Origin of the sequence: Paraburkholderia steynii, assembly GCF_900100565.1 — a bacterium.
GTDB lineage: Bacteria > Pseudomonadota > Gammaproteobacteria > Burkholderiales > Burkholderiaceae > Paraburkholderia > Paraburkholderia terrae.
In genome coordinates this window covers 1-12,387 of record NZ_FNDI01000025.1, presented here as the reverse complement: position 1 = coordinate 12,387, position 12,387 = coordinate 1, and the positions used below count along the sequence as shown (strand labels likewise).

At 63.7% G+C, this 12,387-nt stretch carries 9 protein-coding genes; 4 read left to right on the top strand and 5 right to left on the bottom strand.

Annotated features, from left to right (window positions below; all coding sequences use genetic code 11):
- Positions 1-136: 136 nt before the first annotated feature.
- The gene (locus tag BLT65_RS33750) at positions 137-2,521 is read right to left on the bottom strand and encodes a phosphoketolase family protein (RefSeq protein ID WP_091786419.1); all 2,385 of its coding nucleotides are present in this window, start codon (positions 2,519-2,521) and stop codon (positions 137-139) included.
- A gap of 195 nt (positions 2,522-2,716) precedes the next feature.
- Between BLT65_RS33750 and BLT65_RS33745 the strand changes: the two genes are divergently transcribed.
- Positions 2,717-3,235, top strand: a complete 519-nt coding sequence (locus BLT65_RS33745; protein WP_091786416.1) for a DUF421 domain-containing protein — start codon at positions 2,717-2,719, stop codon at positions 3,233-3,235.
- A gap of 103 nt (positions 3,236-3,338) precedes the next feature.
- Here the strand turns inward: BLT65_RS33745 and argG are convergent, their stop codons facing one another.
- Together argG and BLT65_RS33735 are read right to left on the bottom strand one after the other, a co-directional pair.
- The gene (gene argG, locus BLT65_RS33740; protein ID WP_042316962.1) at positions 3,339-4,673 is read right to left on the bottom strand and encodes an argininosuccinate synthase; all 1,335 of its coding nucleotides are present in this window, start codon (positions 4,671-4,673) and stop codon (positions 3,339-3,341) included.
- Between the two features lie 119 nt (positions 4,674-4,792).
- Positions 4,793-5,242: an ATPase gene (locus tag BLT65_RS33735; protein WP_091786413.1), complete on the bottom strand. Its 450-nt coding sequence runs from the start codon at positions 5,240-5,242 to the stop codon at positions 4,793-4,795.
- A 217-nt stretch (positions 5,243-5,459) separates the two neighbouring features.
- Here BLT65_RS33735 and BLT65_RS33730 point away from each other — a divergent pair, with 217 nt between their 5' ends.
- Positions 5,460-7,184, top strand: a complete 1,725-nt coding sequence (locus BLT65_RS33730) for a SulP family inorganic anion transporter (RefSeq protein ID WP_042316956.1) — start codon at positions 5,460-5,462, stop codon at positions 7,182-7,184.
- Between the two features lie 10 nt (positions 7,185-7,194).
- Here the strand turns inward: BLT65_RS33730 and BLT65_RS33725 are convergent, their stop codons facing one another.
- Together BLT65_RS33725 and BLT65_RS33720 are read right to left on the bottom strand one after the other, a co-directional pair.
- On the bottom strand, positions 7,195-8,295 hold the full coding sequence (locus BLT65_RS33725) for an AI-2E family transporter (RefSeq protein ID WP_091786410.1): 1,101 nt from the start codon (positions 8,293-8,295) through the stop codon (positions 7,195-7,197).
- A gap of 37 nt (positions 8,296-8,332) precedes the next feature.
- Positions 8,333-9,673 (bottom strand): TAXI family TRAP transporter solute-binding subunit, encoded by a 1,341-nt coding sequence (locus tag BLT65_RS33720; protein ID WP_091786407.1) that lies wholly within the window; start codon positions 9,671-9,673, stop codon positions 8,333-8,335.
- A 468-nt stretch (positions 9,674-10,141) separates the two neighbouring features.
- On the opposite strand from BLT65_RS33720, the gene BLT65_RS33710 reads away from it, so the two are divergent.
- A complete protein-coding gene (locus BLT65_RS33710; protein ID WP_091786402.1) occupies positions 10,142-11,431 on the top strand; it encodes an efflux RND transporter periplasmic adaptor subunit in 1,290 nt (429 codons plus the stop codon).
- Positions 11,432-11,470: 39 nt separating this feature from the next.
- Positions 11,471-12,387: efflux RND transporter permease subunit (locus BLT65_RS33705; protein WP_208545847.1), on the top strand; the 917-nt coding region annotated here is incomplete at its 3' end.

The following is a 12,387-nucleotide window of genomic DNA, read 5'->3' as shown; positions in this document are numbered from 1 at the left end:
GCCTACTTTTCTTTGCGGCGGCAAAGAAAAGTAGGTGCCGCCCCGCACAGGGGCGACGCGTGAAGCACGCTAACAAATCGCGGATGCCAGCGAAAGCGCAAACACCGTAACGCGAATGCCAGCAAAACCCCATACATCACCCAGCCCACTTCCACTCACGAATCTCTTCGCTATCAATACCCTCGGTATGCGCGTAATCAAGGTGCTGGATCTTCTGATCGCGCAGCCGCTCCTTAGCGTGATCCCCGACGCCACGCAGACGAGGCACACGATCAATCACGTCGATCGCCAGCGAAAACCGGTCGATCCCATTGATAATCGCAAGTTCAAGCGGCGTATTGATGTTGCCCTTCTCCGCATAGCCATGCACGTGAATGTTCGCGTGATTCGTACGGCGATAGGTCAGCTTGTGAACCAGCGACGCATACGAATGGAAGTTGAAGATCACTGGCTTGTCCGTCGTGAACAGCGAATCGAAATCGCGCCCCGACAAGCCATGCGGATGATCGGAATCGGGCAGCAGCCTGAACAGGTCAACGACGTTCACAAAGCGAATCTTCAGATCGGGGAACAGCCCTTTGAGGATCTCCACGGCTGCGAGCGCTTCCATGGTCGGAATGTCACCCGCACTCGCCATCACGACATCCGGTTCGTGATCCAGATCCGTCGATGCCCAGTCCCAGATGCCGATGCCTTTCGTGCAATGCGTAATCGCCGACTTCATGTCCAGATACTGCAAATGAGGCTGCTTGTCGGCGACGATCACATTCACATAGTCGCGCGAACGCAGGCAATGATCGGCGACACTCAACAGACAGTTCGCATCGGGCGGCAAATAGATGCGCACGACATCCGGGCTCTTGTTCGTCACGACGTCCAGAAAACCGGGGTCCTGATGCGTAAAACCGTTATGGTCCTGACGCCACACGAGCGACGTAATCAGCAGATTCAGCGAAGGCACGGGCTGCCGCCAGCGCAACTCGCGCTTGGCCTTCTCCAGCCATTTTGCGTGCTGGTTGAACATCGAATCGATCACATGCACGAACGCTTCGTACGTTGCAAAGAGACCGTGCCGCCCTGTCAGCGTATAGCCTTCGAGCCAGCCTTCCAGCGTATGCTCGCTCAGCATTTCCATCACGCGGCCATCGGCGGACAGGTCGCCGCCGTCGCTATCCGATTCGACGATCTGCGCGAGCCACGTCTTCTGCGACGCTTCGTAGATCGCCGTGAGCTTGTTGCTGGCGGTTTCGTCGGGGCCGAATACGCGAAAGCTCGTCATATTGCGGCGCATGACGTCGCGCAAAAACTGGCCGAGCACATCCGTGGGTGACACGTAGCTCGTAGCGGGCTTGGGCACGTCGACGGCGTATTCGGTGAAGTCCGGCAGGTCCAGCGCCTTGCACAACGCTCCACCATTCGCATGCGGATTGGCACTGATGCGCCGCGGCCCTTCCGGCGCGAGCGCGCGCAATTCGGCGACCAGCCGCCCCGCTTCGTCGAAGAGTTTTTCCGGCTCGTAGCTGCGCAACCATTCTTCGACGAGCTTCAGACTCTTGCCGTTGCTCGCCGGATCGGCGACGGGCACCTGATGCGCTCGCCACGTGCCTTCGATCTTGTGCCCGCCGAATTCGCGCGGCCCCGTCCAGCCCTTCGGCGATCGGAGCACGATCATCGGCCAGCGCGGCCGCTGCGTATTGCCTTCTTCTCGCGCACGCTGCTGGATCGCACGAATCTCGTCGATGCACTCGTCGAGCGTCGCCGCCATCTGCTGATGCATCTTCTCCGGCTCATCGCCTTCGACGAACCACGGCTTGTACCCATAACCCGTCAACAGCGCTTCGAGTTCTTCATGCGGGATGCGCGCAAGTATCGTCGGGTTCGCGATCTTGTAGCCGTTCAGATGCAGCACGGGCAACACCGCGCCGTCACGCGCCGGATTCAGGAATTTATTCGAATGCCACGAGGTGGCGAGCGGCCCGGTTTCCGCCTCGCCATCGCCGATCATCACCGTGACGATCAGATCGGGGTTATCGAACGCCGCACCATATCCGTGCGACAGGCTATAGCCGAGTTCACCGCCCTCGTGAATCGAGCCTGGCGTTTCGGGCGTGCAATGCGAGCCGATGCCGCCCGGAAACGAGAAGAGCTTGAAAAGCCGCCCCATGCCCTCTTCCGTTTCGCCACGGTCCGGATAGATCTCCGAATAGCGTCCTTCCAGATAGCTGTGCGCGAGCGTCGCGGGTGCGCCGTGGCCCGGCCCCGAGAGGAAGATCACGTTCAGATCGCGCTGCTTGATGACCCGGTTCAAATGCACGAGCACGAAGCTCTGTCCGGGATCAGAACCCCAGTGACCGAGCAGACGCCGCTTGATGTGCTCGGGCTTCAGCGGTTCGCGCAACAGGGGATTCGCGCGCAGGTAAATCATGCCGGCGGACAGGTAATTGCATGCCCGCCAGAAGCGGTCCATGTTGCGCAGTTCATCGGCTTGCAATGGCGTGGCTTGCAGGCGGGTGTCGTCCATTGAGCGTCTCCTTGCAGAGGTTTCGCGGTACGCAGTGCCTCCCTAATCATAGAAGGTGCTTTGCGTATGTCTATTGCGAATGCGTGCATCTTTAACGCAGGCGGCACAACGATTGCAAATCCGTTGAAACGCTTGCAATCGACGGGCCGAACGCATAGCGACCATCACGCATCGATCAAAGGAAGGAGACACAACATGGACGTGCTCATGACGCTATTCGGCGAAGGCAAGGATCTCACCGCCTTGCAGACCGCCATGCGCGCGATCGTCGTGTTCTTCGCGACGCTCGTGTTGATCCGCATCTCGGGCAGACGGTCGTTCGGACAACGCTCGCCGTTCGACTATGTGGTCGCGATCCTGCTCGGCGCCATGCTGAGCCGCGTCATCATCGGCGCATCGCCTGTGGTGCCGACGCTCGCGGCGTCGCTCGCGATCGTGCTGATTCATCGCGCGCTGGCGTGGTGCTGCGTGCGCTCGCCGCGGCTCGAATCGCTGGTGGTCGGTGTCGAACGGGAGGTGTATCGCGACGGACAGTTCAATAGCCGTCAGATGTCAGCTGCGCTGATTACGCGCACCGATGTGTTCGAGGCCGCGCGGCATGCATTTCACGCGCTCGATCTGCACGACGTGCATGCGGCGATTCTTGAACGCAACGGACAGATGAGCCTGATTCGCAAGGGCGCGAACGGGAGCGAGGAGAAAACGGATGCGTAGGCAAGGAAGCGTGACGCAGGCTCACGTACCAAAGAAACGGGGCGGGCCGCGCGAGCTTCACGAATGAAGCACCGCGCGAGACCCGCCCCGTCAGAAGCCCGATTTACTCGGTATCGTTCTTCAGTTGCGGCAGCGCCGACGACTCGCCCGGTGCGAGCAAACCGACCTGCGCGTAGATGCGCAGCTTGTCGCGCGTGTCGGTGATGTCGAGGTTGCGCATCGTCAGCTGGCCGATGCGGTCGCGCGGCGAGAACGTCGAGGCAACCTTCTCCATCGACAGACGCTCCGGCTGGTACGTCAGGTTCGGCGACTTCGTGCTGAGGATCGAATAGTCGTTGCCGCGACGCAGTTCGACGGTCACTTCGCCCGTGACCGCGCGCGCGACCCAGCGTTGCGCCGTTTCGCGCAGCATGATGGCCTGCGGATCGAACCAGCGGCCCTGGTACAGCAGGCGGCCGAGGCGGCGACCGTTTTCACGGTACTGCTCGATCGTGTCTTCGTTGTGAATGCCCGTGACGAGGCGCTCATAAGCGATGAACAGCAGCGCGAGACCCGGGGCTTCGTAGATGCCGCGGCTCTTCGCTTCGATGATGCGGTTTTCGATCTGGTCGCTCATGCCGAGGCCGTGACGGCCGCCGATACGGTTCGCTTCCAGCAGCAGTTCGACGGCGTTCGGGAAGGTCTTGCCGTTCAGCGCGACGGGCTGGCCTTCTTCGAAGCGGATCGTCACTTCTTCCTTCGCGACGGGCACGTCGTCGCGCCAGAATGCGACGCCCATGATCGGGTTGACGATCTTGATGCCGGATTCCAGGCTTTCGAGATCTTTCGCTTCATGCGTTGCGCCGAGCAGGTTCGAATCGGTCGAATAGGCCTTCTCGGCCGACATCTTGTACTCGAAGCCCGACTGGCGCATGAATTCCGACATTTCCGCGCGGCCGCCGAGTTCGTCGATGAACTGCTGGTCGAGCCACGGCTTGTAGATCTTCAGATCCGGATTGACGAGCAGGCCATAACGGTAAAAACGCTCGATGTCGTTGCCCTTGTACGTGCTGCCGTCGCCCCAGATGTTGACGCCGTCTTCCTTCATCGCGGCGACGAGCATCGTGCCCGTCACGGCGCGCCCGATAGGGGTCGTGTTGAAGTACGTGACGCCCGCCGTCGAAATGTGGAACGCGCCGCATTGCAGCGCCGCGATGCCTTCCGCGACCAGCTGCGCGCGGCAGTCGATCAGGCGCGCGCCTTCGGCGCCGTATTCCGTGGCGCGGCGCGGAATCGAGTCGTAATCTTCCTCGTCCGGCTGGCCAAGGTTTGCCGTGTACGCGTACGGCACGGCGCCCTTCAAGCGCATCCAGTGCAGCGCGGCGCTCGTATCGAGGCCGCCTGAGAACGCAATACCGACCTTCTGGCCGGTCGGAACATTTTCGAGGATTGTGCTCATAATCAAAACCGTTGAATCGACTTTTGAAGGGAATAGGCGAAACTTTATCAGACATGCCCGTCTACGAGCCGGATTCGGCGGAAAACGGGCATTACGCGACGCTGCGGCGCTGCCGCGCGTCAGACATCCGGGTGCAGCGAGTCGTCCAGAATCGACGGCGGCACCGCGTCGGGATCGGTGGCCTGCGCGTCGTCGAAACACTGCTCCGCCAGATCGATCATGCCCACGGCGGCGTCGATCAGCTCGTCGAGACGGTCCAGCAATTCGCCGCGCGCTTCGGTTTGCCCGTCCGGATGACCGTTCAACTGCACGATCAGCGACTCCGCCGTCTGCAGGTACGGAATCGCCTCGTGGTAGTTCTCGATCGACACCAGCGCCTTGCTGCGCGCGCCGACCAGCAGACTCCGGTAGTGGTCCGCGAGCTCGGACTCACCGCTGATTCGGGGCAGTTTGTCGGAAATGCGCTGCAGGCACGCCGGCACCTGCTCGTCGAGCGCGGCCGCGCGTTGCCGCAGCTCGGCGTATTCGGCGAACAACTGGACCTGGTCGAACGGGGAAACACTGTCCATCGTGGGCGGCTCGTTGTCTGGGTAACCCAACATCTTACTGCACGCTGCAAAGTCGATGCGCGCCGGGGCCGTTGGCCTACACTAAGCACAATCGCGCCAGCATCGGAAACCGCCATCGACGTGTCGCAGCGGAAGACCTGTGCGCCCCGCGTCAACTGAGCTGTTGCGTACTCGATAGCCGCACCGTCGCCGACTGAAATGCGGAGGCCTCGCGATCATGGGACACGTTGCCAGCCGTTTGCGAATTCCCGTGCTCGACTGGATGCACGGTTATCGCAAGGATTGGATCAAGCCAGACCTCGTCGCCGGCGTCACGGCGGCAGCCGTCGTGCTGCCCAAGGCCCTCGCCTATGCCTCGGTGGCAGGGCTGCCCGTCGAAGTCGGGCTGTACACCGCCTTCGTGCCGATGGTCATCTATGCCCTGTTCGGCACGTCGCGGCCGCTCAGCGTCAGCACCAGCGCGACGCTCGCCATCCTGACGGCCGCCGCGCTCGCGCAGGCCGTTCCCGGCGGCGAAACGGCCGCGCTGATGCGCGCGACGGCGACCCTCACGCTGCTCGTCGGCGGCATGCTCGCGCTGGCCGCGCTGCTGCGCCTCGGGTTCGTCGCGAATTTCATCTCCGATCCCGTCCTGACGGGCTTCAAGGCGGGCATCGCCGTCGTCATCGTGCTGGATCAGCTGCCGAAGCTGTTCGGCATCCACCCGGAAAAAGGTTCGTTTTTTCACAACGTCGCGGCCCTGGTGATGGGCATTCCTCACGCGTCGTGGTGGACGGTCGCCGTCGGCGCAGCGACGATCGCCATCCTCGTGGCTTTCGAGCGTTTCTATCCGCGCGCGCCCGCCCCGTTGATCGCCGTCGCCTGCGGGATCGGTGCCGTCGTATTGCTGGGCCTGCCCGCGCATGGCGTCGGCGTGGTCGGCCATATTCCGACGGGCTTGCCGTCTGTCGTGATGCCCGATTTCTCGCTGATCGACGCGCTCTGGAAGGACGCCGCCGGCATCGCGCTGATGAGCTTCACCGAAACGGTCGCGGCCGGACGTGCGTTTGTGGGCAATGGCGAGCCCATGCCGAAGGCGAACCGCGAACTGTTCGCGACGGGCCTCGGCAACGCGGCGGGCGCGTGGCTCGGCGCGATGCCGGCAGGCGGCGGCACGAGCCAGACGGCCGTCAACCGGCTGGCGGGCGCGCGCTCGCAACTCGCCCAGCTCGTCACGGCCGCCGTCACGCTTGGCACGATGCTGCTGCTCGCGCCGTTGATCGGCCTGATGCCGCACGCGACGCTGGCCGCCGTCGTGATCGTCTATTCGATCGGCCTGTTCAGCCCCGCCGATTTCCGCGCGATCTTGCGCATACGCCGCACCGAATTCCTGTGGGCGCTCGTGGCGCTGGCGGGCGTCGTGCTGCTCGGCACCTTGCAGGGCATACTCGTCGCGATTGTCGTGTCGCTGGTTGCGCTCGCGCATCAGGTGGCCGATCCGCCCGTCTACGTGCTGCGCCGCAAGCCGGGCACGCACGTGTTCCGCCCCGTGTCCGACGAGCATCCCGACGACGAGGCGTTCCCGGGGCTGCTGGTGCTGCGGGTCGAGGGGCGCGTGTTCTTTGCCAACGCGGAGCACATCGGGCAGAAGCTGCGGCCGCTAATCGACGCGGCGCAGCCGAAGGTGCTTATCCTGGAGATGAGCGCCGTGTTCGATCTCGAGTACACCGCGCTCAAGATGCTGATCGAAGCCGAGAAAAAGCAGCGCGAGCGTGGCATCGCGATCTGGCTCGTGCATCTCAATCCCAGCGTGCTCGCGGCGGTGCAGCTCTCGTCGCTCGGCGCGACCTTGGGTCAAGGGCGGATGTTCTTCAATCTCGAAGAAGCGCTGGCGGCGTGGCAAGCGCTTCATGCGCCGGACGCGGCGAACGGCGCGGCAAACAGCGCATCGAAGAAGCGTTAAATCCACCGGATTAAACGCCCTTCCCCCTGCGTGATTCGCTGGCGGGCTGATCCTCGACCCATCGCCAGAACAGGCGGTAGCCGACCGCGAGCATCACCGGGCCGATGAACAGACCCAGCACGCCACTCGTGATCATGCCGCCCAACGCGCCGATCAGCACGACGGGCATCGGCACGTCGACCCCTCTGCCGAGCAGCAATGGCTTGAGCACATTGTCGGCCAGCCCCGCGATGAACGTGTAGATCGCGAAGATGATGGTCGCGACGCTCGCGCCTTCGGTAGCGAATACGAACACGATCACAGGAATCGTGATGAGGGTGGCGGGCAACTGCATGATGCCGATCAACAGCACCGCGAGCCCCAGCAGCCCCGCGCCGGGCACACCCATCACGACGAAGCCGATGCCGATCAGCAGCATCTGGATGAACGCGATGCCGACCACGCCTTGCGCGACCGCGCGGATCGTCGCAATGCACAGTTCGGTGATCTTCGGGCCGTTGTCCGGGCCGGAGACGCGCGATGCGATCAGCACCGCGCTGCGACGGCCTTGCTCACCGTGCGCCATGAAAACGCCGGCAAGAATCAGCGCGACGACGAACGTCACCAGTCCGACGCCGAGCCCCGCCAGCGTGCCGAGCACGACAAGGCCGGCTTCCTTCAGTTGCGGCGCGAACCGCTGCGCGAGCCCCGTCAGATCCGTCGAGGCTTGCAACCAGAAGTCGTACAGACGCTGCCCGATGAGCGGCCAGCTCGCGACCGACTCGGACGGCGGCGGAATGCGAAAGCCGCCGCTCTTGATGATGGCCGTCACGTGCTCGATGGAATCCGCAGCCGCCATGCCCAGCAGGTAGGTCGGCACGAGGATGATGGCGAACGCGGCGAGAATGATCAGCGTCGCGACCAGGCCGTTGTAGCGCTTCGTCTGCCCTCGCAGGCGAACCAGCAGCGGATGGAGCGTGATGGCCAGAATCAGCGACCACACCAGCAGGTTGAGGAACGGCACGACGATGCGAAAGCAGAAGACCGCGAGAATGGCGATCAGGCCCGCGCGGATCAGCACGTCGAGCATGCCGCGCGCAAGCGACTTCTCGGAACTCTGGATAGGTAACATTGATTTACTCCGCTGAGTCACTGCGCTAATCCCCGCGCTAATCGCTCGATCCCGCTGCCCGTGAGATGCGGTGCCGCACCACGCTGATCGCCTGTTTGAGCGCATAGACGTCGTTCAGATAACGCGTCGGTACGCGTATCTGGCTCGCCTGCGCGTCGATGCTTTCGAGTTCGTTATGCCATTGCGAGAGCTGGTGTGCAGATGGCTGCGCCGTCTTCCAGATTTCGTCTTCCAGCGCCTTGAGCTCGCGATACCAGACCACGAAGCGCTTCTTGACGCGCGATTCGAGGATGCGCGGCAACGCCTGCACCAGCCCGATCAGCACGGCCATGAACGGCACCAGAATCAGCAGGCGCCGTTCGACGAAGCTCGCCAGCCAGAACGGCAGGTAGCGTTGAAGGAACGGACGTCCCGACTTGAAGTAGCGCTCGCTCTCGCTGGAGACGGGGAATTCATCGGTATTCAGATTGGGGAAGGTGCCGAGCGGCGTGAAATAGTCCTCGCCCGCATGCGCGGTTCTGGCTGCGTCGAGCAACAGATAGACGAGCGCGGGATGCAGCGTGTCTTTTGCGACCAGCAGCGCCGTCGCGGCCAGCAACGTGACGTCCGTTTGCGGGCGATCGTCGACGATGCTGGTCGACGCGCGCGGGAACGTCACCTTTTTCAGCGACGGGAATTTCTGCACGAGCGCGTCGGCCTGCGCGAAGCTCATCAGCTTCAGGTCGCTGTTCAGCAACATCTGCTGCATCGGCGCGTCCGGCCTGCCGATGAAGAACGCTGCGTCGAGACAGCCGTCCTGGAGGCAGCGCCAGGCTTTCGGCGCATCCATTTCGAACAGCTGCGTGTTGTCACTCGTGATGTCGCTGTAGCGCAGCAAGACCCGCGACACCTCCATTAGCCCGCTGCCCGGCACGCCGATGCCGATCCGTTTGCCGCGCAGTTGCGCGAGGCGGTTGATGGTCTGCGCGTCACGATAGAAAACCCAGATCGGTTCATACGAAACGGCGGCAATCGTTTCCAGATGATCGGTTTCCTGCGGCACGGTGGTGCCCGATTGTACGAAGCCCACCTGGTACTCGCTCGCCGGGTCTTTGAGCCGCTCGTAGTTCTCGACGGAACCGGACGAGCTGCGGATATCGAGCGTCACGCCGTCGCGTTTGAGGATGGGCGCATAGCGCTCCGCAAAGCCGCGATAAATGCCCTTGTCCGCGCCCGTCGTGATGACGATGCGTGTCTGGAAAGCCGGCTCGATGACGACATACAGTCCCCAGCCCAGCGCCGCCAGCGCGATGACGGCACCAACGGCAAAAAGCCACCTGCGCCGTGGCGCGACGGGTGGCTTCTGGCTACGGTGAAGCGCTGGGTTGTCCCTGGGCATCGCCTGGCCCTCTCGTTTGCCAGGGTCCGTTCACATGTGCGAAATGTGAAAGGACATTCGGAGCGCATGAGTCGCGCATGTGTCGCGGTAGGCGTCCAGCGTTCCGATCAGCGTAATGCACGATTCCGGGGATCGGTATTGGACCAAAGTCCAATGGTGCGGGCCGTGCCGTTGCCAGATACTCGCTGCGTGAAGCCCGAGCGTTCGGCCGCGGCGCGTGCGCTGACATGCCGTTCGATGTTGCGGAGTTGCGTACTCGTCTGGACGTTGGCGGCCCGCTTGTACCCGCTCGCCCCCCCTTGCAAGCCGCTCGGCGGCGAACATGGCAACGGCGCGAAGGAGACCTTCGAAGCAGCAAAGCGACTGGCGACGTTTCGCCCGTCAACACAATTCGAACCTGGCTGCCGGTCCGCGCGGCGCGCGAGCGTGTGATGCACGGCACGTAATAGCTTGAATGGGGAGGCGCTCATGGCGTCTTTGTCGTATCGGCTATCGAACTACCTCTGTCTTGCTGTGAATAAACATCCGGCGCGCAAGCGGCTGCTTCTGCCTCTCGCGCTGCTGGCACTGGCATCTCTCACCGCCTGCAAGAAAGCCCCCACCGAACCCCCACGCCCGACCGTCGAAGTCACCGTCGTCACGGTGCGGCAGCAGGAAACGCCCGTCGATTTCGAGTTCACCGCGCAGACGCAGAGTTCGCGCGAGGTGGAAATCCGTGCGCGCGTCGACGGCTTTCTGGAGCGGCGCATGTACACGGAAGGCGCGCTCGTCAAGGAAGGCCAGGTGCTGTTCGTGATGGACAAGAAGCCTTTCGAAGCCGCGCTGCAGTCCGCCAAGGGCGCGCTCGCGCAGCAGCAGGCGCGGTTACTGGTGACGAAACAGAACCTCGCCCGCGTGATTCCGCTGGCCGCTCAGAACGCGTTGAGCAAGAAGGACCTGGACGACGCCACCGGCAACGAGAAAGCGGCCGAAGCCGCCGTGATCGCCGCGCAGGGCGAGGTGCGCACGGCCGAACTGAACCTGAGCTACTGCACGATCCGCTCGCCGCTCCTGGGGTTATCGAGCTTCGCGCGCGTGCAGGACGGCAGCTATGTGACGCCGAACCAGTCGGGGCTGCTCACCTATGTCTACCAGCTCGACCCGATGTGGGTGAACTTCAGCATCTCCGAGAACGAACTGCTGCGTTACCGCGATCAGGTCGCGAAGGGCCTGCTGCGCTTTCCGCCCGACAACCAGTTCGACGTGACGGTCATCCAGGCCGACGGCTCCGTCTATCCGCAGCAGGGCCGCATCGACTTCACGAACCCCGCGTTCAGCCAGGAGACGGGCACCTTCCTCGTGCGCGCCACCTTCGCCAATCCGAAGGGCACGCTCAAACCCGGCCAGTTCGTGCGCGCGAAGGTCTCGGGCGCGGTGCGGCCCAACGCGGTGCTGGTGCCGCAGCGCGCGGTGCTGCAGGGCGCGAAGAGCCACTTCGTGTGGGTGCTCGACCAGGATTCGAAGCCACATCAGCGCGTGATCGAAGTCGGCGACTGGCACGGCGACGACTGGTTCGTCAACGAAGGACTGAAGGCGGGCGAACGCGTGGTGGTCGATGGCGCGATCCGCGTGTCGTCGGATGCGCACATCAAGGTGGTGAGTGCGGCGCCCGGCACGCCTGCCACGCCCGCCTCTGCGCCGCCTGCGGCGAGCGCGGCCGCCGCGTCCGCACCGGCCGCCACGCTGGCGCAGACGCGCCCGGCCAGCGTGAGTCCATGACCCGATGACGACCGACGCCATCCGGCGCACCCCAACCCGATGAACATCTCCCACTTCTGTATCGACCGGCCGATCTTCGCCTCGGTCATCTCGATCGTCATCACGCTGGGCGGCGCGCTGTGCATGCTCGCGCTGCCCACCGCGCAGTACCCCGACATCACCCCGCCGCAGATCACGATCTCCGCCACCTACCCGGGCGCGAGCGCCGACGTGGTCGCCAACAACGTTGCCGCGCCGATCGAGCAGCAGGTCAACGGTGCCGACAACATGATCTACATGAGCTCGTCGAGCTCCTCGACGGGCAACCTGACGATCAACGCCTACTTCCAGATCGGCACCAACCCCGAACTCGCCCAGGTCGACGTGCAGAACCGCGTGAACCTCGCGCTGCCGCAACTGCCGCAGTCGGTCACCAACCAGGGCGTGCAGGTCCAGAAGAAGTCGCAGGCGTTCATGATGGTGATCGCGATCTACTCGCCCACCGAGCGCTACGACGCCACCTACATCGCCAACTACGCGAACGTCTACGTGCTCGATGCCCTCAAGCGCATCCCGGGCGCCAACCAGTCGAGCATCTTCGGCACGCCCGACTACGCGATGCGCATCTGGCTGCGCCCCGACCGCATGGCGCAGCTGGGCATCACGGCCGCCGACGTGCAGCGCGCCGTCGCCAACCAGAACCAGCAGTTCGCCGTCGGCCGGTTGGGGCAGTCGCCTACGGGCAACGCCGTCGAACAGTCGTTCGCGGTCACGACCACCGGGCGCCTGACGGAACCCGGCGAATTCGAGAACATCATCATCCGTGCGCAGAGCGGCGGTGCGGCGATCGTGCGGCTGAAGGACATCGGCCGCGCCGAACTCGGCCAGAAGGACTACTCGATCCGCAGCCGCTTCCAGGGCAAGCCCGCCACCGTGATCGCCGTCTACCAGCAGCCGGGCGCGAACGCGCTCGATGT

Excerpts from the sequence above, each read along its gene's own strand:
- BLT65_RS33750 (WP_091786419.1), bottom strand. The coding sequence starts at position 2,521 with ATGGACGACACCCGCCTGCAAGCCACGCCATTGCAAGCCGATGAACTG.
- BLT65_RS33745 (WP_091786416.1), top strand. The coding sequence starts at position 2,717 with ATGGACGTGCTCATGACGCTATTCGGCGAAGGCAAGGATCTCACCGCC.
- argG (WP_042316962.1), bottom strand. The coding sequence starts at position 4,673 with ATGAGCACAATCCTCGAAAATGTTCCGACCGGCCAGAAGGTCGGTATT.
- BLT65_RS33735 (WP_091786413.1), bottom strand. The coding sequence starts at position 5,242 with ATGGACAGTGTTTCCCCGTTCGACCAGGTCCAGTTGTTCGCCGAATAC.
- BLT65_RS33730 (WP_042316956.1), top strand. The coding sequence starts at position 5,460 with ATGGGACACGTTGCCAGCCGTTTGCGAATTCCCGTGCTCGACTGGATG.
- BLT65_RS33725 (WP_091786410.1), bottom strand. The coding sequence starts at position 8,295 with ATGTTACCTATCCAGAGTTCCGAGAAGTCGCTTGCGCGCGGCATGCTC.
- BLT65_RS33720 (WP_091786407.1), bottom strand. The coding sequence starts at position 9,673 with ATGCCCAGGGACAACCCAGCGCTTCACCGTAGCCAGAAGCCACCCGTC.
- BLT65_RS33710 (WP_091786402.1), top strand. The coding sequence starts at position 10,142 with ATGGCGTCTTTGTCGTATCGGCTATCGAACTACCTCTGTCTTGCTGTG.